Source organism: Flavobacterium fluviale (genome assembly GCF_003312915.1).
In the GTDB taxonomy this organism is placed as follows: domain Bacteria; phylum Bacteroidota; class Bacteroidia; order Flavobacteriales; family Flavobacteriaceae; genus Flavobacterium; species Flavobacterium fluviale.
The window spans coordinates 2055225-2077876 of record NZ_CP030261.1; the positions used below are offsets into that span (position 1 = coordinate 2055225).

Sequence of the window (22652 nt, forward strand, 5' to 3'; positions counted from 1 at the left end):
ATGAACAAAAAAATCCAACTTCAGGATCTGGGACAAAAAGATTATAAATCGACTTGGGAATATCAGGAAGAAATTTTTAAAGATATTGTCGATTTAAAAATCAAAAACAGACGAGAAGAACTTGATCTGCCAACACCAAATTATTTATTGTTTGTAGAGCATCCGCATGTGTATACTTTAGGAAAAAGCGGTGATTTAGAAAACTTGTTGTTAAATGAAAAACAGCTCGAAGCAAAAGGAGCAACATTTTATAAAATCAATCGCGGCGGTGATATTACGTACCACGGACCAGGTCAAATCGTGGGTTATCCTATTTTGGACTTAGAAAACTTCTTTACAGATATACATAAATATCTGCGTCTGCTCGAAGAATCTATTATTCTGACTTTGGCCGAATATGGTTTGGAGTCGGGCAGAAGTGAGGGAGAAACTGGAGTCTGGTTAAGTGCTGGAACTCCATTTGCACGTAAAATCTGCGCAATGGGAGTGCGAGCATCACGCTGGGTAACCATGCACGGATTTGCATTAAATGTAAATGTCGATTTAGGTTACTTTGATAATATTATTCCATGTGGAATTAGAGGTAAAGGGGTTACATCCTTAAATGTTGAACTTGGCGTTGAAAAAGTTGACGAAGGCGAAGTAAAAGCAAAGATTTTAAAACATTTAAAGGATTTGTTCGAAGCCGAAATAGTTTAATCATAAAAGCAAAAAAGACTTATCAAATTCAAGATAAGTCTTTTTTTTATTGAAAGAAATCGAGTTCTAATTGTTCAGGAAGAAGTCTAAAACTCATTCTGTGGTATTTTGTTGTACCGAATTTTTTTATTGCCTCGCGGTGCTCTCTAGTTGGATATCCTTTGTTTTGTTTCCAGTTATACATGGGAAATTCTTCATGAATTTGATCCATGTATTCGTCACGATATGTTTTAGCTAAAATGGAAGCTGCTGCGATACTTAAATACTTTCCATCACCTTTAATAATACTTTGATTCGGAATAGATTTTAGCAATGTAATTTCGTCGTTAGAAAATTGTCTTCCAAAAGTATTTTTAAGGCCGAGTTTAGCATTCAAAGCTCGGTTTCCATCTACAATAATAAATTCTGGGACATGTTTTAATTTTAAGATACATTCCTGCATTCCTTTCATTGAAGCATTTAGAATATTTATCTCATCAATTTCATCTGGAAGCAAATGAGTTACAGCAAAACAGATTGCTTCTTTTTCTATAATTGGTCTTAAAAGTGCTCTTGTTTTTTCAGACAATTGTTTACTGTCATTCAAAAGTATATTCTCAAAATCTGCAGGAAGAATTATAGCTGCTGCAGTAACCGGTCCGGCTAGGCATCCTCTGCCAGCTTCATCTGTTCCAGTTTCTAAAACAAATCCTGAATAATTTTTTTCGAGCATTTTTATTTTTTTAAAACGCAAATATTATGATTTTTTGAAAATTGACCTAAAAGGAAGTCTTAAAAAATAGCAAAAATTTAATCGTTAGATGCGTTTAAACAAATATGAAAAAGTATCAAATTACATTTTTTAGGAACGCTCGGGAAAAAAAGAAAACAAAAGACAAAAAAATTACTAAAGAAAATCTCCTTCATTTACTTTTTAACAAGATAAGAATTGTAAAAAACGCGGTTAGTCGTTTAAGGTTTGAATTTGTTACAGTCATAAAGTGTTAATTATATGTTAAAAAAAATAAATTATCAAGAAACGGCTTTTTGGTTATTTTGTTGAAAATAACTAGGTGTAACGAGGAAATCGTTGAATTATTTGTTGCAAATGTTAGGTAAACACTAAATAAATATTAAAATTTGTTAAGAAACCGTTTGCTCTTTTAATAAAAAATTAAGATTTTTGCCAACTACTAATTCAAAATAAATAAAAATGAAATTAAAATTACAATGGATTTTTTTCTTTTTACTAACATTATCAATGCATTTGATGATGGCGCAAGAAAGAAACATTAAGGGAATTGTAACAGATGCGAGTGGTCCTGCTCCAGGAGTAAATGTAACTGTTCAGGGTTCAAAACAGGGCGTTCAAACTGATTTTGATGGAACATATTTAGTAAAAGCACAAACAGGAGACATACTTATTTTTTCTTTTATAGGAATGGAAGAAAAAAGGGTTACTGTTGGGACTTCAAATCAGATTGATGTAGCTATGATCTCAGCATCTAAGACTCTTGAGGAAGTAGTGATTGTAGCTTATGGTAGACAAAAAGCTAAGTCTATCGTAGGATCAGTTGCAATATTAGGTTCTGATGTTCTTCTAAAACAACAAGCAACAAACGTTATGACTGCATTACAAGGTAGTGTTGCAGGGGTAAATATTATTGCGGCTGGTGGTATGCCAGGTGAAAATCCAACGATTCGTATTAGAGGTGTGAATTCTATTAATGCTTCGGCAGAACCATTAATTGTTTTGGATGGAGCTCCTTACAGTGGAAATATTAACTCTATAAGTGCTGATCAAATAGAATCAATGACTGTTTTGAAAGATGCGTCTTCTACTGCATTGTATGGTTCAAGGGGAGCTAATGGTGTAATCTTAATTACTACGAAGAGAGGTAAATTTGATTCAGCTCCAAAAGTGAATTTTACAACAACTGTTGGTTTTGCTGATAATGCAGTGCCTTTGCATAAGCGTGTTAGTACTGATGATTATATGAAATTAAATTGGGAAGCAATTAGAAATTCAAACCAATATGTTAGTGGGCAAACTGCAGCAACAGCGGGTGTGAATGCGTCTAATAGTTTAATATCTTCTATAGGTTATAATCCATATGGTGTTGCTAATCCTGTTGATGCTAACGGTAATTTAGTTACGACTAATAAATTGTGGGATACTGATTGGGAAGGTCTAATGTTGAATAATGCTGCAGTAAGATCAGAACATACTTTATCTTTTTCTGGGGGTAGTTCAAGTACAAGATATAATTTTACTTCAAACTATTTGTCTCAAGAAGGAAATGTTGTTACATCAAAATTTGAAAGAATAAACTCTAGATTAACTGTTGATACTAAGATTAATAACTGGATGAAGGCTGGTGTTACAATGTTTTATTCTACATCAAAACAAAATTTCCCTTCACAAAGTGGTTCTAGTTTTCAAAGTTCTATTCAGTGGATTTATAATGTTCCGTCTATTTATCCAGTATATAGACATGATGCAAGTGGTAACTTAGTTTATGATGGAAATGGAAACAAAATCTACGATTATGGAGGAGGTGTAGTTGGACAAAGTGTAAACGCGACAAGACCAACTTTTAATAATGAAAATGCTTATGGTTCGCTATATATGTATAAAGTAGGATATGATAGAGATAGCTATACTGCTAATGGTTATTTAGAGTTCAATATCACAAAAGATTTAACTTTTAAAACTAACTTAGCTTATGATAAATACCTATATGATTCTTATAATTATGCAAGTAATGAAGTAGGTTATGCATCAAGTGTTGGAGGGCGTGTAACTCAGAACAGAAATATAACAACAGGAGTGAATTTTATTAATAGTTTAAACTATAAGAAAACTTTCGGGAAGCATGGTTTCAATGCAGATTTAATTCAGGAGGCATACCAGTTTAAATTAGATGCAATGGGAGCTCAAGGAGAAGGTTTTTTACCAGGTGTTTATGTTTTAGGGGGTAGTACAAATCCAACATCAGTTTCTGGATATATTTCAGAAGAGCGTATTTCTAGTTATTTAGGCCGTTTAGCATATAATTATGATGAGAGATATTTCATTGAAGGTTCTTTCAGAAGAGATGGTTCTTCTAGATTTAATAGTGATGTTAGATGGGGTAGCTTTTATGCTGTCGGAGGATCATGGTTGATTTCTGAGGAAAATTTCCTTAAAAATAATAAAGTAATTAGTGAATTAAAATTAAGAGGATCTTATGGTGAATTAGGTAACCGTAGTACTCTTAATAGTGATGGTACAGATAATTTTTTCCCATACCAACAATTATTTGACACAGGTTGGAATGAGGGAGATAATACTGGTGTTGTATTAGGAAGTGCAGTTGACCCATTCTTAACTTGGGAAAAAAACAAGACTACAGATATTGGATTAGATTTTGGTTTATTTAATAATAGAATTACAGCTACGGTGGATTATTATGATAAAAAATCAAAAGATTTGATATACAATAAGCCGTTACCAGGATCTACAGGTAATACAGGGGTAACAACAAATGTTGGAGGTCTGAGAAATTACGGATGGGAATTTGCTGTGAATACTAGAAATATCGAAACTAAAAATTTTGTTTGGAATACTAATATAAACGTATCTACAAATAAGAATGAAATAACAGAGTTGACTCAAACAAGCTTTATTAGCGGAACTAAACGTTGGGAAGTTGGTAAGTCAATGTATGATTTTTATATTCAAGAGTGGGCTGGTGTAGATCCAGCAACAGGTTACGGAATGTGGTATAAAGATGTTTTAGGTACTGATGGTAAACCAACAGGTGAGCGTGAAACAACAACGGTTTATGCTCAAGCAACTAGATACGATATTGGAAAATCATCATTACCTGATTTTGTGGGAGGTATGACGAATTATTTCAGATACAAAAATCTTGATTTGAATATTTTGTTCAATTTTAGCGTTGGTTCTTATGTATACGATAGTTCTTATGCAAGTTTGCAGGCAGGCTATAAGAGTGCGGGTAGAGCAGTTAGTGTAGATGCGTTAAATAGATGGCAAGCGCCTGGAGATGTTACAGATGTACCGTTATTATTAGCTTCGAATAATGATTTTAATTCACAATCAACTCGATTCTTGTTCAAAAATGATTATGTAAGATTAAAAGCATTGAATTTTGGTTATAATTTTCCAAGTAGTTTAATTGAAAAAGTTAATTTATCAAAATTACGTTTATATTTCCAAGGAGATAATTTATTGACTTTCCAATCTCATAAAGGGATTGATCCTGAGCAAAACTTTGCTGGTACTACTGATAGTAGATCATACAACTTAAGAGTTATGTCATTTGGTTTAAATGTAGAATTTTAATATAAAAAAAAGATGAAGAAAAATATTATATCAAAAGTAGTTATTGCTTTTATGGCAATAATGATGCTGGTGGGATGTAGTGAGGAGTTTTTAGACGAACCAAAACCTACACAGGGTGTTCCTGAGACTGTAATTTTTGCATCACGTGACGGAGTTGAAGCCTTTATTTCTGGTATTATGAGTAGATTCAGAGGACAATATACATCTACTGATGCTGCAGGATTGAATTCAATTTTCTTTGCTAGATCAGTAAAAGGAAATGATTTAATCCAAACTGATAACTGGTTTGGTTTTGATTATGCTAATGATAATAGAGAGCCTACATACAGAAGAACAACTTTTTCTTGGAACTATTCTTTCTATATGGTAAATCAAGCAAATTCATTGATTAATGGTGTAGAAAAAAGTACAGCTCTTACTGAGGCTGATAAGGTTGAATTAGCTGCCTATGGTTATGCATTAAGAGGTTTCTTTTATCATCAATTGGTTTTAGAGTTTTGTCCAACCTATGCAGCTGATACAAGTTTTCCTGCTCCGCCTATTTATACTGAATTGTCTCAAACAGGTAACCCAATGTCAACGGTAGGGGAAGTATATGATTTTATTGTTTCTGATTTGCAAAAAGCAGTAGCTGGATTAAAAGATACAAGATTAGGAAAAACTTATATTAATAAGCCTGTTGCGAATGCTATTTTGGCTCAGGTTTATCAAGCAATGGGAAATAAATGGCCAGAGGCTGAAGCTGCAGCTAAAGCGGCTTACGGTGGAAATCCAACAGCAGTTTTAAACGCCGCTCAATATAGTACAGGATTTGATAATGTTGACAATACAGAATGGTTATGGGGAAGTGCTAATCGTTCTGATCAAAGTAACTATTATTTTAATGCTCCGGCTTCGATGATGGATCACTTGACAACTTCATACTCTGCAACATATATTAATAATGATTTTGTAAATTTATTTTCTGCTACTGATGTTAGAAGAAGATTTCAAAGAAAGAGTGCTTCAATAACGAGTACAGCTGATTTCAGATATTGGATATCTACTAAATTTAAATTTACTTTTGAGGGTGATAATCCAATCATTAGAACTCCAGAAATGATATTGATCGAAGCTGAGGCTAAATATAGACAAGGTTTAACAGCTGATGCTCACACTTTATTATACGCTTTGCAAAAAAACAGAGATGTTAATGCTGTTAAGTCTACTAATACTGGAAATGATTTATTAAATGAAATTTTAGTTGAAAGAAGAAAAGAACTTTACGGAGAATGTGGTGTTGAATGGTTTGATGCTAAGCGTTTGAGAAGAGCTATTACTAGAACTGGTAATCATAGAATTGGTGCTGCTGGAAATTTAGCAGTAGATGATAAAAAATTCTTCTTGAAAATTCCTCAAGCTGAAATTGATGCTAATGAATTTATCGATGGTTCGGTAAACGACGGACGATAATTCTTTTAGTTAATTTAATAATAAAGCCGAGTTTGTTTTTCAAACTCGGCTTTATCTTTTTACATTTGCAGGATATATTTATCTAAATTATGAAGCATTTAGCAAGAAGTTTATTTTTATTCGGTTTTTGTTTATTTTCAACTTTATTATTTTCTCAAGTAAAACCAGCTCCTAAAAATAATTTAGATATGAATACGGAATATTCAAGTATAACGGATACCGTAAAAAAGAAGAAAGCTAAAATCGCCACAATAGATCAGTATAAAATTATTACGCTGGAGCACGATACTATTTATGCAGATACTTCACTGACGATTAAAAGTGCTTACAGACAAAATCATCTTAGAAAAGATCTTTTTGGGTATCAGGAATTTTCAAATATAGGACAGCCTTTAAATACTTTACAATATAGTTTAACCAATTTTTCTCCATATCCAGAAATAGGGTTTAACGGAAAACATTTTAATTACATCCAGGCAGATCAAATTCGCTATTATTCTGCAGCAACGCCTTTTACAGAATTGTTTTTTAATACAACCATTAATAAAGGACAAAATGTAGATTCTTTTATCACGTTAAACGTTTCAAAAAATCTAAACTTTTCGATTGCTTACAGAGGTTTAAGGTCTGAAGGCGATTACAATAACCAATTGGTCAGCGCTGGGAATTTTAGATTTACAACCAGTTACGCCACAACAAGCAGACGTTACGCTATTAATGCACATTATACCTTTCAAGATGTTTTAAATGAAGAAAACGGGGGAATAACAAATGACGCTAATTTTGAAAGCGATAATCAAGATTACAAAAACCGACAAAGATTACAGGTATATTTAACAGATGCGGAGTCTTTACTAAAAGGAAGAAGATTGTTTTTTGATCACGCTTTTCGAATAAATCCAACAAGCGGCAATAATAATTTGTATGTAACGCATCAATTTAATTATGAAAATAAAGGTTATGAATACAAACAGCCAACAGTACTTTCGACTGTAACTGATAGTGATAATAACAGTTTTCGTGTGGCGCGTTTTGGAGATTCTTATGCTGCAAGTGCTATTAATGATCAAACAAAATATGAAAGACTTTATAATAAAGCGGGACTTGCTTATGAGAATTCACTTTTAGGAAAGTTCAATTTTTTTATTGATGATTACAGGTCAAATTATAAATATGAAAGATTAATTATTGATAGCGATGGAAAAGCTGTTCCAGATAATTTGTTTTTACAATTTAATAATGTCGGCGGGCAGTATGAATACCAAAAGAATAAATGGAATGGTAGATTCTTATATTCTAGATCAATTACAAATCAGTCTCTTTCAGATTTAGATGCTAAGTTACGATACGATTTAAATGATAAAATTAAATTTGATTTTAGATATCGTAATATCAATAAACTGCCAAACAATAATTACAATTTGTACCAAAGCAGCTGGATAGAATACAACTGGTCAAATGATTTTAAAAATGAAAAAATCAATTCTCTTAGTGCAGAAATTCAGACACCTTGGTTAACAGGACAGGTTCAATATACAGTGTTGAAAGATCACTTATATTTTACAGATGATGCAACAGATGAACAGAAAGCAGGAAATATTCAAATCGTTAAACCATTTCAATACGGAAACGTTATTAATTATTTGGAAATAAAAGCAAGTAGAGAATTTAAATTTGGTCCTTTCGCGTTAGATAACACACTTTTATATCAAAAAGTAGATCAGTCAGATTTAATCTTAAATGTTCCAGATTTTGTAACCAGAAATACATTTTATTATTCAGGTTACTTTTTTAAGAAAGCACTATATCTTCAAACAGGACTTGTTTTTAATTATCTTACCAAGTATTATGGAGATGATTATAATCCAGTTATTGCTGAATTTTTTGTACAGCAGGATAAAAAAATTGGAGGTTTTGCAACATTCGATTTTTTCGTAAATGCTAGAATTCGCCAAACGAGATTTTATTTAAAAGCAGAACATTTTAATGCTGCTTTTTCGCAAAGTAATTATTACGCAGCGCCAAGCAATCCTTATCGTGATTTTGTACTGCGTTTTGGTTTAGTTTGGAATTTCTTCCAGTAAAAAACTTACTTTCATTTAGAACCACATATTAAACTTAAATAAAAATGGACTTTTCAAAGAATATTTTAGAAACAATTGGTAACACACCATTGGTAAAGCTCAACAAAATTGTTGCTGAAATTGATGCGTTAGTATTAGCAAAAGTCGAAACCTTTAATCCGGGTAATTCTGTAAAAGACAGAATGGCGGTAAAAATGATTGAAGATGCTGAAGCTGACGGCCGATTAAAACCTGGAGGAACTATTATTGAAGGAACTTCTGGAAATACAGGAATGGGACTTGCCCTTGTGGCAATTATAAAAGGATATAAATTAATCTGCGTAATCTCTGATAAACAGTCAAAAGAGAAGATGGATATTCTTCGTGCTGTTGGCGCAAAAGTTGTTGTTTGCCCGACAGATGTAGAGCCTACAGATCCTCGTTCGTATTACTCAGTTTCAAAGCGTCTGGCAGAAGAAACACCAAATTCATGGTACGTAAATCAATATGATAATTTGTCCAATTCATTGGCACATTACGAGCAGACTGGACCAGAAATCTGGAAACAAACTGATGGAAAAATTACACATTTTGTTGTTGGTGTTGGAACTGGAGGAACAATTTCAGGAGTTGGAAAGTATTTAAAAGAGAAAAATCCAAACATTAAAATCTGGGGAATTGATACTTACGGTTCTGTTTTTAAAAAATACCACGAAACAGGAATTTTTGATGAAAACGAAATCTATTCTTATATAACAGAAGGGATTGGAGAAGATATTTTACCTAAAAATGTCGACTTTTCTTTAATCGATGGTTTTACAAAAGTAACAGACAAAGATGCAGCTGTTTACACAAGAAAAATTGCGCTAGAAGAAGCGATCTTTGTTGGAAACTCAGCTGGAGCATGTATTAAGGGTTTATTACAGTTAAAAGATCAATTTAAGCCAGATGATGTTGTCGTAGTTCTATTTCACGATTCTGGAAGCCGTTACGTGGGTAAAATGTTTAATGACGATTGGATGCGTGAGCGTGGTTTCTTAGAAGAAAATATCACAAAAGCAGAAGATGTGATTAAAGATCATATTGACAAAGAATTAATTGTTGTTCGTACAGAAGAATTGGTTTCGCATGCAATTGAGCGTATGCGTAAATATAAAATCTCACAAATTCCAGTTGTAGACATAAATGGTTTTGTGGGTTCTGTTGATGAAACTGATTTATTTAGAAGTTATGTTGCAGATAAAAATGTAGCCGAAAAACCAATTAAAGATGTAATGGGAAAACCTTTCCCAATAGTAAAATTAGGAACACCAATCGAGGAAGTTTCTAAACTTTTCAGCAAAGAAAACGATGCTGTTTTAATTGATTTAGGAAACGGCCAGCATCACATTATTACAAAATATGATATTATTGGCTCTATAAAATAAGCCTTTACCAATAAAACTTATCCATAAATCTGATTGTCTTACAATTAGATTTGTGGATTTGTCTTTTTAAAAATATAAAATGAATTTTACAGCTATTGATTTTGAAACTGCAACTGGGTATCATCCATGTTCAGTTGGTATTGTTACGGTCCAAAACGGAATAATTGTGGACGAATTTGTAACATTGATAAAACCGCCGAATAACGAGTATAATCCTTTTACAACACGCGTTCATGGTATTTATCCAAAAGATACTATCAATGCAAAATCTTTTTATCAAGTCTATCCCGAAATTGAACGAAGATTAAAAAATAGAGTTGTAGTGGCACATAATGAAAGCTTCGACCGAAATGTTTTAATGAAATCAATGCTGCTTCATGGTTTAAACTATGAAGATTTAAATATCGGATTGAAGTGGGAGTGTACAGTCAAAATTTATAAAGCCAAAGGTTTAAAACCTACAAAACTAAGCGATTGCTGCCGCGAAATGAATATTCAGCTCAATCATCACGAAGCTTTATCTGATGCTAGGGCTTGTGCTAAATTATATTTACTTCGCTAAATTAAAATTATTTGTAAGAATAATATTAATTTTATTATTTTTAGATTTTGTAATATTTTAAAATCTAAAAATGAGAGAAGACTTTCTTCATTATCTCTGGAAATTCAAGAAGTTTGATCTTTTGAATTTGAAAACTGTTCAAGGCGAGGTAATTACCATTATAAAAACTGGAGATTATTTAGAACTTTCGGGACCTGATTTTTTTAATGCTCATATTAAAATTGGAAATCAAAAATGGGCGGGCAATGTAGAAATACATTTAAAATCTTCTGATTGGTATTTACACAATCACGAAAAAGATCCTTCATATACAAACGTAATTCTTCATGTGGTTTGGGAAAATGATACTCCTATTTTTAGGGAAGATAATACGGAAATACCCGTTTTAGTTCTTCAAGATTATGTTGCAAAGGAAGTAGTTGACAATTACCAGTCATTGCTTTCGCCTAAAACATGGATTTCTTGCGAGAAACAGATAAAAGACATTGATTATTTTGTTTTGAAGAGCTGGCAGGAAAGACTGTTTTTTGAGCGTTTAGAGCGTAAATCAAAGTTTATTCACGAATTACTGGAAGAAACAAATCAAGATTGGGAAGCAGTTTTATTTTGTCTATTAGCAAAGAATTTTGGTTTAAATACAAACGGAACTTCTTTTTTACAAATATCCAAAGCAATTCCGTTTTCAATTATAAGAAAGGAAAGTTTTGAAATAGAGAATTTAGAAGCATTGCTTTTTGGAACTGCAGGTTTGTTAGATTCGGACAAAGAAGATCTTTACTTTGAAGATCTAAAGTTTAGATATTATTACTTACTCCATAAATATCAATTAGAAAAAACAATTGTTTTCCCAGTGCAGTTTTTTAAGCTTCGTCCTGATAATTTCCCTACAATTCGACTTTCTCAATTGGCAGGTTTATATCATAAACATCAAAATTTATTTTCTAAAATTATTGAGTTGAAATCTCTAAAAAGCGTTTATGAATTATTCAATATTTCAGCAAGTCTATATTGGCAAAACCATTACCAATTTGATAAAGAAAGTCCAAGGAAAGCAAAAGTCCTATCAAAATCATTTTTAGATTTAATTGTCGTAAACACTATAATACCGCTTCAGTTTGCTTACTCATTTATGATGGGAGAAGAGATTTCAGAAAATTTGATTGATTTTATGAATGAAGTTGCTCCTGAAAAAAATGCAATAATAGACAAATTTACTTTGTTCGGAATAAAGGCTCAAACTGCATTTGAAAGTCAGACATTACTAGAGCTCAAAAACGAATACTGCAATAAGAAATCTTGCTTGAATTGCGCTTTGGGGATAGAACTTCTTAAAAATAATTCGAATTAGAAAATTAGAAAAGAGGTAATGAGATAATTTGTACTTTTGTAATTCTAAGCGAATGCTAAGAAATCTCAAAACTTTAGTCTAAAATCTAAAATAACAAATGTCAGCAATTTTAAAACTTAAATTCTTTTTCGAAAAATACGGTTTTCATGTTTCGTCAAGATTGGCAGATAAACTAGGAATGCGTGTTACAAGCGTAAGGCTGTTTTTTATCTATATATCTTTTGTTACTGCAGGATTAGGATTTGGAGTCTACCTAACGCTGGCTTTTTGGATCAGGTTAAAAGATTTAATTCGCTCAAAAAGAACATCAGTATTTGATTTATAAAAAAGCTCCAAATTTAATTTGGAGCTTTTTTTGTGATAGTATTTTATTCTTCAATTTCGTTGTTAAGTTTAGATCGTTTCTTACTGTATCCAAAATAAACTAGAATACCAATAGCAAGCCATCCTAACGATAATAGTTGAGCATCTAAGCTTAGATTAATAATTAGGTAAGTATTAATAGAAATTCCTAAAACCGCAATAACTGGTAAAGCAGGAACTTTAAATGTTCTATTCAATTCAGGTTGTTTAACTCTCAAGATCCAAACAGCGATACAAACCATTGTAAAGGCAAACAAAGTACCAAAACTTGTCATATCTGCTAATTTATTAATCGGTGTAAATGCAGCAACAGTTGCAATAATACCACCTAGAATCATTAAATTGGTTTTTGGTGTTCCAGAAAGAGGATTTACTCTAGAAAAAACAGCTGGAATTAAACCATCTTTAGACATTCCAAGGAAAATTCTAGATTGTCCCATAATCATTACCATCAATACAGAAACTAAACCGATTGTAGCAGCAACTGTAATGATAAAACCAGCCCATCCTTGTCCCGCAATATCAAAAGCGTAAGCAACTGGAGCTTTAATAGCTTCTGGATATTTTCCTAGTGGGTTAAAATCTTGGTAATTCATCATTCCTGTTAAAACTAAAGAAACAAGAATATATAAAGTTGTACAGATTAATAAAGAAGCAATGATTGCAAACGGAACATCTTTTTTAGGATTAATAGCTTCACCTGCTTGTGTAGAGACAGCATCAAAACCAACATAAGCAAAGAAAATCGCAGCAGCTCCAGAAACAATTCCTCCAATTCCATAGGCGTTGTGTGTAGTTTCTTTCTCAACAATTTGAGTAGCTTCAGGAATAAATGGATGCCAGTTAGCTGTATTAATAAAGAAAAGACCAGCGATAATTACAAAGATTACGGCAGAAACTTTAAGAATAACAATCGCGTTATTCGCTTTCGCAGCACTTTTTGTTCCTTTAATAAGTAATGAAATAACTAAAATAACGATCAAGAAAGCAGGCAGGTTCATTGAAAAACCTTCTCCTGTATAACTTGCAGGATCGGTTGTAAGCCAGTCAGGAAGTTTTATGTGAAACATTTTGAGTAATTTATTAAAGTACCCTGACCAGGAAACGGCAACTGTCATGGATCCCATTGCATATTCTAGAATAAGCCCCCATCCAATTATCCAGGCAAAAATTTCTCCGATTGTACCATAAGCATAAGCGTAAGCCGATCCTTCAACAGGTAATATCGATGCAAATTCAGAATAGCAAAGAGCCGCAAAAACGCAGGCAATACCCGCAATGATAAACGAAACAGCTAAAGCAGGACCTGCATGATAATAAGCTCCAGTACCAGTAAGTACAAAAATACCTCCACCGATAATGGCACCAACTCCAATCGCAGTAAGACTCCATTTTCCAAGAACTCTCTTTAAATTACTCTTTTTTATATCGGCCTCAAAGGCAGATATTGGTTTAACTCTCCAAATTGACATACTATTATATTGGTTTATTTGTTATTAAGCTCCAAATGTATTGTTTTTTGTAAAAAATAAAAACATTTATCATGTTTTAAGTTATAAATAATTCATTTTTTTTATAGGACTCTCAAGAAAATTTCTGCAAGTGTTGATATTCATTAAATTAATTGCTCATTTGTACAAGATTTGATAATTCTTTTAAAAACTATTTTCTTACTAATTTTCTTTTTAAATTTGAAAGATTTTTCTTTCTTTATTTATCAATGCAAATTAGAACCTCTTTTATCAGTATGAATTTTATACATTTTAAGCATATTTTTCATTTTACAAAATACCAGCGAACTGGTTTGGTAATTCTTTTTTGTATTATGATATTATTGCAGTCGATTTACTTCTTTTCTGATTTTAATATCTCTGAAAATCAAAGCTTAGCAAAAAACGGGTGGCTAGCTCTACAGTCAGAAATTGATAATGAAAAATCGGTTCAGAAAAACAACAAACCAGTTAGTTATCTATTTAATCCAAATTTTATTTCCGACTATAAAGGTTATAAACTTGGTATGTCGGTCGAAGAAATTGATCGTTTAATTGCATTTCGAAAAGAAAATAAATACGTGAATTCAGCAGAAGAATTTCAAAAAGTTACCGGAATTTCAGATTCATTATTAAATAAAATTTCTCCTTTATTTAAGTTTCCAGATTGGGTTCAGAATAAAACACATTTCAAAACAGAAAAAATAGAATATGCTCAAAAGAGCTTTTCAAAGAAAGTGGAAAAATTTGAGATACTAGATATTAATCATGCAACCCAAGAAGATTTAATAAAAATTTATGGAATAGGAGAAGGCCTGTCGTCTAGAATATTAAAACAGAAAGAAGTCTTGGGATGTTTTGTGTCAATGGATCAAATGAACGAAATTTGGGGGCTTTCTCCAGAAGTTATAAGTGAATTAAATAAGCATTTTAAAGTCATAATTCCCTCGACGTTAAAAAAAATAGATATAAATAATGCGTCTTTAAAGGAATTATCTCAGTTTCCATATTTCAAATATGCACTCGCAAAACAGATCGTTACCTATCGAAGTATGAATGGAGATTTTGCTAATATTGAGGATTTAGCAAAAATTAAAGATTTTCCTGTTGAAAAAGCAAAAATAATTAGTTTATATTTGGAGTACTAAAAGAAAGTAACGAATGAACTTTGATTATAACGACACGCAGTTGATGATAGCTCAGTCTATAAAAGATTTTGCTGAAAAAAATATTAGGCCTTATATAATGGAGTGGGATGAATCGCAGATTTTCCCAATCCCATTATTCAAGCAACTTGGAGAAATGGGTTTTATGGGGGTTTTGGTTCCGGAAGAATATGGAGGTTCAGGTTTAGGATATCATGAATATGTTACTATAATTGAAGAGATTTCAAAAGTAGATCCTTCGATAGGATTGTCAGTTGCGGCGCATAATTCTTTATGTACCAATCATATTTTAACTTTTGGGAACGACGAACAAAAGAAAAAATGGCTTCCAAAATTAGCAACAGCTGAATATATAGGAGCGTGGGGGTTGACAGAACATAATACAGGTTCTGATGCAGGAGGAATGAATACGACCGCTGTAAAAGATGGCGATCATTGGATAGTAAATGGTGCAAAAAACTTTATAACACACGCAATTTCTGGTGATATTGCAGTTGTTGTTGTACGAACTGGTGAAAAAGGAGATTCAAAAGGAATGACTGCTTTTGTTTTTGAAAAAGGAATGCCAGGTTTTTCATCAGGCAGAAAAGAAAATAAATTGGGAATGAGGGCAAGCGAAACGGCGGAGTTAGTTTTTGACAATTGTCGTGTGCCGGATGAAAATAGATTAGGAGAAGTAGGGCAGGGCTTTGTTCAGGCGATGAAAATTTTAGATGGCGGCAGGATTTCCATCGGAGCTTTATCTTTAGGAATAGCAAAAGGAGCTTACGAGGCTGCATTAAAATATTCAAAAGAAAGGCATCAATTCGGTCAGCCTATAAGTAATTTTCAAGGAATTTCTTTTAAATTGGCAGACATGGCAACTGAGATTGAAGCCTCTGAGTTATTACTGCATAAAGCGGCTTTCTTGAAACAACAGCATAAGCCAGTAACTACGTTGGGAGCAATGGCAAAAATGTATGCGTCTGAAGCCTGCGTTAAAGTAGCCAACGATGCTGTTCAAATTCATGGGGGATATGGTTATACAAAAGATTTTCCAGTAGAAAAGTTCTATAGAGATTCGAAACTATGTACTATTGGTGAAGGAACAACTGAAATTCAAAAGTTAGTTATTTCAAGGAATTTATTGAAAGAGTAAAGAGGTAATAGGCTTATTTTCCTTTTTCTTTAATCTTTTTTCTCTTCTGAAAAATATTCATAATTTATAACTCATAATTCATAATTAATATTTACATTTGCAGCCTTAACGAGAGGAGGTGTCTATATTATGTTAATTATACCAATTAAAGACGGAGAAAATATCGATAGAGCATTAAAGCGCTATAAAAGAAAATTTGATAAAACAGGAACTGTTCGTCAATTAAGAGCGCGTACTGCTTTTATTAAGCCATCTGTTGTGAAAAGAGCTCAAATTCAAAAAGCTGCTTACATTCAAGGTTTGAAAGATAGTTTAGAAAGTTAATATTAGCTTTTCAGAAATAATTACCGTTAGTAGTCAAAATGTTTTAATTTTGATGCTAACGGTTTTTTTATGCGTAATTTTTAGATTTAATTTGGATGAAAACAAATAAAGATGCTTTTAGAGATTATCTTTTGCTGGAGAAAAAATATTCTCCTCATACAGTTGGGGCGTATCTAAATGATATTTTGTCTTTTGAATCTTTTGTTTCTGAATCTTTTGATCAGGATAATATTGATGCTGTAAATTATAGTCATGTAAGAAGCTGGATTGTTTTTTTGGTAGATCAAGATGTTTCGAATGTTACGGTTAATAGAAAAATGGCTTCCTTAAAAGCATTTTATAAATTTCTTTTAAAATCAAAACAAATTGAGGTGAATCCAATGCTGAAGCATAAATCCTTGAAAACGCCAAAAGTTGTTCAGGTGCCTTTTTCGGAAAAAGAATTAAAAGATTTGCTGGTTGAAATAGAAGTTCCAGTTGGTTTTGAGGAAGTTCGTGACAAGCTTGTTATTGAGATGTTTTATGTTACGGGAATGCGTCGTGCGGAATTAATACATTTAATGATTAAAAATGTAGATCGATCTGCAGGTGTCATAAAAGTTTTAGGGAAAAGAAACAAAGAGCGTATTATTCCTATTTTGCCGATTATACAAAATCAGATTGATTCATATCTAAAGGAGCGGGATGATTTAGAGAATATAATTGATTCGGACTATTTTTTTATTTCGAAAAAAGGGTTAAAATTGAGTGAATCTTTTGTTTATCGATTAATAAATTCATACTTTAGTAGGGTCTCAGAAAAGGTGAAGAAAAGTCCGCATGTGCTTCGTCATACTTTTGCAACTCACTTATTGAATAATGGGGCAGATTTGAATTCAGTTAAAGAATTATTAGGGCATTCTAGTTTGGCGTCTACTCAAGTTTATACTCATAATAGTTTGGCGGAGCTTAAAAAAGTATATAAGGGTGCGCATCCTAGAAATAAGTGATAATTCTAAATGTTAAATCCTAAAATTTGTATTATGAAGGTAGATGTTCATGCAGTTAACTTTACTGTCGACAGAAAATTGGTCGATTTTATTCAGGAAAGAATGGATAAGTTAGAAAAATACTACGATCGAGTGGTTTCTTCAGATGTTTTTTTAAAAGTTGAAAGAACAAGTGATAAAGAAAACAAGGTGGTAGAGATAAAGATTAATGTTCCTGGTGATGATTTTTTGGTAAAAAAACAGTGTAAAACATTTGAGGAGGCGGTCGAGCTTTCTGCAGAATCTTTAGAACGTTTGCTTGTGAAAAGGAAAGAAAAAATAAGAGCACATATTTAATTGAAATTTTTTTTAAAAAATGTTTTGATTAAAAGATAAAATACCTACATTTGCAGTCCGTTAGAAATAGCGGACTTTTTTAATGCATTCGCCGATGTAGCTCAGCTGGCTAGAGCAGCTGATTTGTAATCAGCAGGTCGTGGGTTCGAGTCCCTCTATCGGCTCAAAAAAAGTTTCAAATGCGATTTGAAATTGGTTCTTAAAATAATGGAATTAAAAAATTAGGGGAGATACTCAAGCGGCCAACGAGGGCAGACTGTAAATCTGCTGTGTGAACTTCGCAGGTTCGAATCCTGCTCTCCCCACAAAAAAAAAGAAGGTAAGATTTTGGGTTTTAGGTTTTTGAAATCTGAAATCTAGATTCAGATCTAAAATCAGAACTCTCTGCCGGTGTAGCTCAGGGGTAGAGTGCTTCCTTGGTAAGGAAGAGGTCTCGGGTTCAAATCCCGACATTGGCTCAAGTAAGTAGGAAATTGAAAATTAATATATAACTAAGATTAAAAATTAAGTAAAATGGCAAAGGAGAATTTTAATCGTTCCAAACCGCACTTAAACATAGGTACAATTGGACACGTGGATCACGGAAAAACTACATTAACTGCTGCAATTACAAAAGTATTGTCAGATGCTGGTTACTGTCAAGCAAAATCGTTTGATCAAATCGATAACGCTCCAGAGGAGAAAGAAAGAGGTATTACTATTAATACATCACACGTAGAGTATGAAACAGCTAACCGTCACTACGCTCACGTTGACTGTCCAGGTCACGCGGATTACGTAAAGAACATGGTTACTGGAGCAGCTCAAATGGACGGAGCTATCTTAGTAGTTGCTGCTACAGATGGTCCAATGCCACAAACTCGTGAGCACATCCTTTTAGGTCGTCAGGTTGGTATTCCAAGAATCGTTGTTTTCATGAACAAAGTGGATATGGTTGATGATGCTGAGTTGTTAGAGCTTGTTGAGATGGAAATTAGAGATTTATTATCTTTCTACGAATATGATGGAGATAATGGTCCAGTTATTCAAGGTTCTGCTTTAGGTGGATTGAATAATGATGCTGCATGGGTTCCTAAAATTTTAGAATTAATGGATGCTGTTGATGCTTGGATCGAAGAGCCAGTACGTGACGTAGCTAAACCATTCTTGATGCCAGTAGAGGACGTATTTACAATTACAGGTCGTGGAACTGTTGCTACAGGTCGTATCGAAACTGGTATTGCTAATACAGGAGATCCTGTTGAAATCATTGGTATGGGAGCTGAAAAATTAACTTCTACTATTACAGGAGTTGAGATGTTCCGTAAAATCCTTGATAGAGGAGAAGCAGGAGATAACGTAGGTTTATTGTTAAGAGGTATTGATAAAGCTGATATCAAAAGAGGTATGGTTATTATTAAGCCAGGTTCAGTAAAACCACACGCTAAATTCAAAGCTGAGGTTTATATCTTGAAAAAAGAAGAAGGTGGACGTCACACTCCATTCCACAATAACTACCGTCCACAGTTCTACGTACGTACAACTGACGTAACAGGAGTTATTTCTTTACCAGCAGGTGTAGAGATGGTAATGCCAGGTGATAACTTGACAATTGAGGTTGCTTTATTAAGTCCAATCGCAATGAACGTAGGTTTACGTTTTGCTATCCGTGAAGGTGGTAGAACAGTAGGTGCTGGTCAGGTTACTGAAATTTTAGAATAATTTCTATAAATATTAAAAAGCCAGTTGACTTTCTTAATGAAGTCACTGGCTTTTAATTACGGGCGTAGTTCAAGGGTAGAATAGCGGTCTCCAAAACCGTTGATGGGGGTTCGAATCCCTCCGCCCGTGCAATAAAAAAATATATCAAATGACAAAAGTTACTAATTATTTATCAGAGGCTTTCGAAGAGTTAAAGTCAAATGTTACTTGGCCAGCTTGGGCTGAAGTTCAAAAATTGACAATTGTTGTGGCTGTATTTTCTATCTTATTCGCTTTGGCGACATGGGGAGTAGATGAATTTTTTGCAAAAGCTTTGGCTGGATTTTTTAACTGGTTAAAAGGATAATTTTTTTGTGATGGCAGATAATAATGTGAAAAAATGGTATGTGGTTAGAGCTGTAAGCGGACAAGAAAATAAAGTCAAAGCTTATATCGAAACTGAAATTGCCAGATTAGGTATGGGTGATTATGTTTCCCAGGTTTTAGTGCCTACAGAAAAAGTAGTTACTGTAAAAGAGGGAAAGAAAATGTCCAAGGATAAAGTTTATTTTCCTGGATATGTTATGATCGAAGCCAACTTGGTTGGTGAGATACCTCATATTATTAAGTCAATTACTAGTGTTATTGGTTTTTTAGGAGAAACGAAGGGTGGGGAACCTGTTCCTTTGAGGCTTTCTGAGGTTAACCGTATGTTAGGTAAGGTAGATGAATTGGCGGTAAATACGGATACAAGATCAATACCATTTAGTGTTGGTGAGACTGTTAAGGTTATTGATGGTCCTTTTAACGGATTTAATGGTTCTGTTGAAAAAATCAATGAAGAGAAGCGTAAACTTGAGGTTATGGTAAAGATTTTCGGAAGAAAAACTCCATTGGAATTAAGCTTTATGCAAGTAGAAAAAGTATAATTTTTTGTTACACTATAATAACCATTGTAATCGCTTCCATTGATTACAGTGTTAAATTTTTTAAAAATGGCTAAAGAAATTAGTAAGGTAGTTAAACTACAAGTTAAGGGAGGTGCTGCGAACCCGTCGCCACCGGTTGGACCTGCTTTAGGAGCTGCTGGGGTTAATATCATGGAGTTTTGTAAGCAGTTTAATGCTAGAACTCAAGATAAACCTGGCAAAATTTGTCCAGTGCAAATCACTGTGTACAAAGACAAATCATTTGATTTTGTTGTTAAGACTCCTCCAGCGGCGGTTCAGTTAATGGAAGCTGCAAAGCTAAAATCTGGTTCTGGTGAGCCTAATCGTAAAAAAGTAGCTAGCGTTACTTGGGAACAAATTAGAACTATTGCTGAAGACAAAATGCCGGACTTAAACGCTTTCACTGTGGAAGCTGCAATGAGTATGGTTGCTGGAACAGCTAGATCTATGGGTATAACTGTATCAGGAGACGCTCCTTTTTAATTAAGAAAAAGACATGGCAAAATTAACAAAAAAGCAAAAAGAGGCTGCTTCAAAAATTGAAAAGAACAAATTATACTCTCTTAAAGATGCTGCTGCATTAATAAAAGTAGTTGCTTCTGCAAAATTTGATGAGTCTGTTGATATCGCAGTTCGTTTGGGTGTAGATCCAAGAAAAGCGAATCAAATGGTTAGAGGTGTGGTTACATTACCTCACGGAACAGGTAAAGACGTTAAAGTATTAGCATTGGTTACTCCAGATAAAGAAGCGGAAGCTAAAGAAGCTGGGGCTGATTATGTAGGTCTTGACGATTATTTACAAAAAATTAAAGACGGTTGGACAGATGTTGATGTGATCATTACTATGCCTGCTGTTATGGGTAAATTAGGTCCGTTAGGTCGTATTTTAGGACCTAGAGGTTTAATGCCAAACCCTAAAACAGGTACAGTAACTATGGATGTTGCTAAAGCTGTTCAAGAGGTTAAAGCTGGTAAAATTGACTTTAAAGTTGACAAAACTGGTATCGTTCACGCAGGAATTGGTAAAGTTTCTTTTGGAGCTGAGCAAATTGTTGACAACGCACACGAAATTATTCAAACATTAATAAAACTTAAACCAACTGCTGCTAAAGGTACATACATTAAAGGTATTCACCTTACAAGCACTATGAGTCCAGCTATTGCATTGGATCCTAAAGCAGTATAATTGGTAGTTAAAAATTTTTAGTATGACTAGAGAAGAAAAATCAATCGCGATTGAAAATTTAACTGCGCAGTTAGCTGGTACAAATATCATTTATGTATCTGATATTTCTGGATTAAACGCAGAAACAACTTCAAACTTACGTAGAGCTTGTTTTAAAGCAGGAATCAAATTAGAAGTTGTTAAGAACACTTTGCTTGCAAAAGCAATGGAAGCTTCTGCTAATGACTATGGTGATTTACCTTCAGTATTGACTGGTAATAGTGCTATATTCATTTCTGATGTAGCTAATGCTCCTGGGAAAATTATCAAAGATTTCCGTAAGAAATCTGATAAACCAGTTTTAAAAGGTGCTTTCATCAATAATGAAGTTTATATTGGAGATAATCAATTAGATGCATTAGCAACTATTAAATCTAAAGAAGAACTTCTTGGAGAGCTTATTGGATTGTTACAATCTCCAGCTCAAAGAATTATTTCTGCTTTGCAAAACAAATTCGCTGGTAGCGAAGAAGAAGCTGAAGCATAATAATTATTGTAAGAGAGTTTTCTCTTACTGCTTAAATAGCGCACAATAAACAAAATATAATTTTACAAATCATTTTAAACGATAGAAAAAATGGCAGATTTGAAACAATTCGCAGAACAATTAGTTAACTTAACAGTTAAAGAAGTTAACGAATTAGCAACAATATTAAAAGACGAGTATGGTATCGAGCCTGCTGCTGCAGCTGTAGTAGTTGCTGCTGGTGGTGGAGAAGGTGCTGCTGAAGAAGCACAAACTGAATTTACAGTTGTATTAAAAGAAGCTGGAGCTTCTAAATTAGCAGTTGTAAAATTAGTTAAAGAACTTACAGGTTTAGGTCTTAAAGAAGCTAAAGATGTAGTTGATGGTGCTCCAAGTAACGTTAAAGAAGGTGTTTCTAAAGAAGAGGCTGAAGGTCTTAAAAAAGCATTAGAAGAAGCTGGAGCTGTTGTTGAGTTAAAATAACAAAACACAGTTTAGAACTAGGTTTAGACCTTGGATGTAACCATCCAAGGGTCTAAACCATTTTTCGTATAATAAAATAGATCAAGTTTTATTATCAAATAGTTTAAAATACGAAAAAGTTTTTGATCAATACGAAGACAAAAAATGGAACTCCTTTTTAT

The 22652-nt window shown here is 33.2% G+C and carries 22 protein-coding genes and 4 tRNA genes; 24 read left to right on the forward strand and 2 right to left on the reverse strand.

What is annotated here, in order from left to right; all coding sequences use genetic code 11:
• Positions 1 to 699, forward strand: coding sequence for a lipoyl(octanoyl) transferase LipB (lipB, locus tag HYN86_RS09180; RefSeq protein ID WP_113677760.1), 699 nt, complete (start codon positions 1 to 3; stop codon positions 697 to 699).
• A 46-nt stretch (positions 700 to 745) separates the two neighbouring features.
• Here the strand turns inward: lipB and HYN86_RS09185 are convergent, their stop codons facing one another.
• The gene (locus HYN86_RS09185) at positions 746 to 1411 is read right to left on the reverse strand and encodes a ribonuclease HII (RefSeq protein WP_113677761.1); all 666 of its coding nucleotides are present in this window, start codon (positions 1409 to 1411) and stop codon (positions 746 to 748) included.
• Between the two features lie 540 nt (positions 1412 to 1951).
• Here HYN86_RS09185 and HYN86_RS09190 point away from each other — a divergent pair.
• The 7 genes from HYN86_RS09190 (at position 1952) to HYN86_RS09220 (ending at position 12206) form a co-directional block, all read left to right on the forward strand.
• Entirely contained in the window at positions 1952 to 5029 is a 3078-nt protein-coding gene (locus HYN86_RS09190; RefSeq protein ID WP_162789340.1) for a SusC/RagA family TonB-linked outer membrane protein, read from the forward strand.
• A 12-nt stretch (positions 5030 to 5041) separates the two neighbouring features.
• A complete protein-coding gene (locus tag HYN86_RS09195; protein ID WP_113677763.1) occupies positions 5042 to 6481 on the forward strand; it encodes a RagB/SusD family nutrient uptake outer membrane protein in 1440 nt (479 codons plus the stop codon).
• Positions 6482 to 6570: 89 nt separating this feature from the next.
• Positions 6571 to 8565, forward strand: a complete 1995-nt coding sequence (locus HYN86_RS09200) for a putative porin (protein ID WP_113677764.1) — start codon at positions 6571 to 6573, stop codon at positions 8563 to 8565.
• Between the two features lie 44 nt (positions 8566 to 8609).
• Positions 8610 to 9971, forward strand: coding sequence for a pyridoxal-phosphate dependent enzyme (locus HYN86_RS09205; protein ID WP_113677765.1), 1362 nt, complete (start codon positions 8610 to 8612; stop codon positions 9969 to 9971).
• Positions 9972 to 10050: 79 nt separating this feature from the next.
• The gene (locus HYN86_RS09210) at positions 10051 to 10533 is read left to right on the forward strand and encodes a 3'-5' exonuclease (protein ID WP_113677766.1); all 483 of its coding nucleotides are present in this window, start codon (positions 10051 to 10053) and stop codon (positions 10531 to 10533) included.
• 70 nt (positions 10534 to 10603) lie between these two features.
• Positions 10604 to 11881 carry a DUF2851 family protein gene (locus tag HYN86_RS09215; RefSeq protein ID WP_113677767.1) on the forward strand — a complete coding sequence of 426 codons (1278 nt, stop codon included), beginning with the start codon at positions 10604 to 10606 and terminating at the stop codon, positions 11879 to 11881.
• Positions 11882 to 11978: 97 nt separating this feature from the next.
• Complete coding sequence (locus HYN86_RS09220) at positions 11979 to 12206, forward strand: PspC family transcriptional regulator (protein ID WP_008466940.1); 228 nt, start codon at positions 11979 to 11981, stop codon at positions 12204 to 12206.
• Between the two features lie 43 nt (positions 12207 to 12249).
• Here the strand turns inward: HYN86_RS09220 and HYN86_RS09225 are convergent, their stop codons facing one another.
• Positions 12250 to 13716, reverse strand: coding sequence for an APC family permease (locus HYN86_RS09225; RefSeq protein WP_113677768.1), 1467 nt, complete (start codon positions 13714 to 13716; stop codon positions 12250 to 12252).
• Between the two features lie 275 nt (positions 13717 to 13991).
• Between HYN86_RS09225 and HYN86_RS09230 the strand changes: the two genes are divergently transcribed.
• From HYN86_RS09230 to rplL, 16 genes are all read left to right on the forward strand, one after another.
• Positions 13992 to 14882 carry a helix-hairpin-helix domain-containing protein gene (locus HYN86_RS09230; protein ID WP_230406447.1) on the forward strand — a complete coding sequence of 297 codons (891 nt, stop codon included), beginning with the start codon at positions 13992 to 13994 and terminating at the stop codon, positions 14880 to 14882.
• A 13-nt stretch (positions 14883 to 14895) separates the two neighbouring features.
• The gene (locus HYN86_RS09235; RefSeq protein WP_113677770.1) at positions 14896 to 16038 is read left to right on the forward strand and encodes an acyl-CoA dehydrogenase family protein; all 1143 of its coding nucleotides are present in this window, start codon (positions 14896 to 14898) and stop codon (positions 16036 to 16038) included.
• 129 nt (positions 16039 to 16167) lie between these two features.
• Positions 16168 to 16362 carry a 30S ribosomal protein S21 gene (rpsU, locus tag HYN86_RS09240; RefSeq protein WP_095954821.1) on the forward strand — a complete coding sequence of 65 codons (195 nt, stop codon included), beginning with the start codon at positions 16168 to 16170 and terminating at the stop codon, positions 16360 to 16362.
• Positions 16363 to 16457: 95 nt separating this feature from the next.
• Positions 16458 to 17351, forward strand: a complete 894-nt coding sequence (locus HYN86_RS09245; protein ID WP_113677771.1) for a tyrosine-type recombinase/integrase — start codon at positions 16458 to 16460, stop codon at positions 17349 to 17351.
• A 33-nt stretch (positions 17352 to 17384) separates the two neighbouring features.
• Positions 17385 to 17687, forward strand: a complete 303-nt coding sequence (gene hpf / locus HYN86_RS09250; RefSeq protein WP_057117059.1) for a ribosome hibernation-promoting factor, HPF/YfiA family — start codon at positions 17385 to 17387, stop codon at positions 17685 to 17687.
• Between the two features lie 90 nt (positions 17688 to 17777).
• Positions 17778 to 17851, forward strand: a tRNA-Thr gene (locus HYN86_RS09255).
• Between the two features lie 60 nt (positions 17852 to 17911).
• A tRNA-Tyr gene (locus tag HYN86_RS09260) sits at positions 17912 to 17992 on the forward strand.
• 81 nt (positions 17993 to 18073) lie between these two features.
• Positions 18074 to 18145 (forward strand) — tRNA-Thr (locus tag HYN86_RS09265).
• 55 nt (positions 18146 to 18200) lie between these two features.
• On the forward strand, positions 18201 to 19388 hold the full coding sequence (gene tuf / locus HYN86_RS09270; RefSeq protein WP_057117058.1) for an elongation factor Tu: 1188 nt from the start codon (positions 18201 to 18203) through the stop codon (positions 19386 to 19388).
• Between the two features lie 58 nt (positions 19389 to 19446).
• Positions 19447 to 19517: transfer RNA gene (locus tag HYN86_RS09275), tRNA-Trp, on the forward strand.
• 19 nt (positions 19518 to 19536) lie between these two features.
• Positions 19537 to 19734 (forward strand): preprotein translocase subunit SecE, encoded by a 198-nt coding sequence (secE, locus tag HYN86_RS09280; protein WP_008466927.1) that lies wholly within the window; start codon positions 19537 to 19539, stop codon positions 19732 to 19734.
• A gap of 10 nt (positions 19735 to 19744) precedes the next feature.
• Complete coding sequence (gene nusG, locus HYN86_RS09285) at positions 19745 to 20296, forward strand: transcription termination/antitermination protein NusG (protein WP_057117057.1); 552 nt, start codon at positions 19745 to 19747, stop codon at positions 20294 to 20296.
• Between the two features lie 66 nt (positions 20297 to 20362).
• A complete protein-coding gene (gene rplK, locus HYN86_RS09290) occupies positions 20363 to 20800 on the forward strand; it encodes a 50S ribosomal protein L11 (protein WP_057117056.1) in 438 nt (145 codons plus the stop codon).
• A gap of 13 nt (positions 20801 to 20813) precedes the next feature.
• Positions 20814 to 21503, forward strand: a complete 690-nt coding sequence (rplA, locus tag HYN86_RS09295) for a 50S ribosomal protein L1 (protein WP_057117055.1) — start codon at positions 20814 to 20816, stop codon at positions 21501 to 21503.
• A 22-nt stretch (positions 21504 to 21525) separates the two neighbouring features.
• Positions 21526 to 22029, forward strand: coding sequence for a 50S ribosomal protein L10 (gene rplJ / locus HYN86_RS09300; RefSeq protein ID WP_057117054.1), 504 nt, complete (start codon positions 21526 to 21528; stop codon positions 22027 to 22029).
• Positions 22030 to 22119: 90 nt separating this feature from the next.
• Complete coding sequence (gene rplL / locus HYN86_RS09305; protein WP_026730429.1) at positions 22120 to 22491, forward strand: 50S ribosomal protein L7/L12; 372 nt, start codon at positions 22120 to 22122, stop codon at positions 22489 to 22491.
• Positions 22492 to 22652: the final 161 nt, after the last annotated feature.

What these genes read in the sequence shown, in the direction of transcription:
- HYN86_RS09200 (WP_113677764.1), top strand. Translation starts at nt 6,571, where the DNA reads ATGAAGCATTTAGCAAGAAGTTTATTTTTATTCGGTTTTTGTTTATTT.
- HYN86_RS09185 (WP_113677761.1), bottom strand. Translation starts at nt 1,411, where the DNA reads ATGCTCGAAAAAAATTATTCAGGATTTGTTTTAGAAACTGGAACAGAT.
- HYN86_RS09210 (WP_113677766.1), top strand. Translation starts at nt 10,051, where the DNA reads ATGAATTTTACAGCTATTGATTTTGAAACTGCAACTGGGTATCATCCA.
- rplK (WP_057117056.1), top strand. Translation starts at nt 20,363, where the DNA reads ATGGCTAAAGAAATTAGTAAGGTAGTTAAACTACAAGTTAAGGGAGGT.
- tuf (WP_057117058.1), top strand. Translation starts at nt 18,201, where the DNA reads ATGGCAAAGGAGAATTTTAATCGTTCCAAACCGCACTTAAACATAGGT.
- HYN86_RS09190 (WP_162789340.1), top strand. Translation starts at nt 1,952, where the DNA reads ATGGCGCAAGAAAGAAACATTAAGGGAATTGTAACAGATGCGAGTGGT.
- nusG (WP_057117057.1), top strand. Translation starts at nt 19,745, where the DNA reads ATGGCAGATAATAATGTGAAAAAATGGTATGTGGTTAGAGCTGTAAGC.
- rplL (WP_026730429.1), top strand. Translation starts at nt 22,120, where the DNA reads ATGGCAGATTTGAAACAATTCGCAGAACAATTAGTTAACTTAACAGTT.
- HYN86_RS09230 (WP_230406447.1), top strand. Translation starts at nt 13,992, where the DNA reads ATGAATTTTATACATTTTAAGCATATTTTTCATTTTACAAAATACCAG.
- HYN86_RS09195 (WP_113677763.1), top strand. Translation starts at nt 5,042, where the DNA reads ATGAAGAAAAATATTATATCAAAAGTAGTTATTGCTTTTATGGCAATA.
- rpsU (WP_095954821.1), top strand. Translation starts at nt 16,168, where the DNA reads ATGTTAATTATACCAATTAAAGACGGAGAAAATATCGATAGAGCATTA.
- HYN86_RS09220 (WP_008466940.1), top strand. Translation starts at nt 11,979, where the DNA reads ATGTCAGCAATTTTAAAACTTAAATTCTTTTTCGAAAAATACGGTTTT.
- HYN86_RS09235 (WP_113677770.1), top strand. Translation starts at nt 14,896, where the DNA reads ATGAACTTTGATTATAACGACACGCAGTTGATGATAGCTCAGTCTATA.
- rplJ (WP_057117054.1), top strand. Translation starts at nt 21,526, where the DNA reads ATGACTAGAGAAGAAAAATCAATCGCGATTGAAAATTTAACTGCGCAG.
- HYN86_RS09225 (WP_113677768.1), bottom strand. Translation starts at nt 13,716, where the DNA reads ATGTCAATTTGGAGAGTTAAACCAATATCTGCCTTTGAGGCCGATATA.
- rplA (WP_057117055.1), top strand. Translation starts at nt 20,814, where the DNA reads ATGGCAAAATTAACAAAAAAGCAAAAAGAGGCTGCTTCAAAAATTGAA.
- lipB (WP_113677760.1), top strand. Translation starts at nt 1, where the DNA reads ATGAACAAAAAAATCCAACTTCAGGATCTGGGACAAAAAGATTATAAA.
- HYN86_RS09245 (WP_113677771.1), top strand. Translation starts at nt 16,458, where the DNA reads ATGAAAACAAATAAAGATGCTTTTAGAGATTATCTTTTGCTGGAGAAA.
- hpf (WP_057117059.1), top strand. Translation starts at nt 17,385, where the DNA reads ATGAAGGTAGATGTTCATGCAGTTAACTTTACTGTCGACAGAAAATTG.
- HYN86_RS09205 (WP_113677765.1), top strand. Translation starts at nt 8,610, where the DNA reads ATGGACTTTTCAAAGAATATTTTAGAAACAATTGGTAACACACCATTG.
- secE (WP_008466927.1), top strand. Translation starts at nt 19,537, where the DNA reads ATGACAAAAGTTACTAATTATTTATCAGAGGCTTTCGAAGAGTTAAAG.
- HYN86_RS09215 (WP_113677767.1), top strand. Translation starts at nt 10,604, where the DNA reads ATGAGAGAAGACTTTCTTCATTATCTCTGGAAATTCAAGAAGTTTGAT.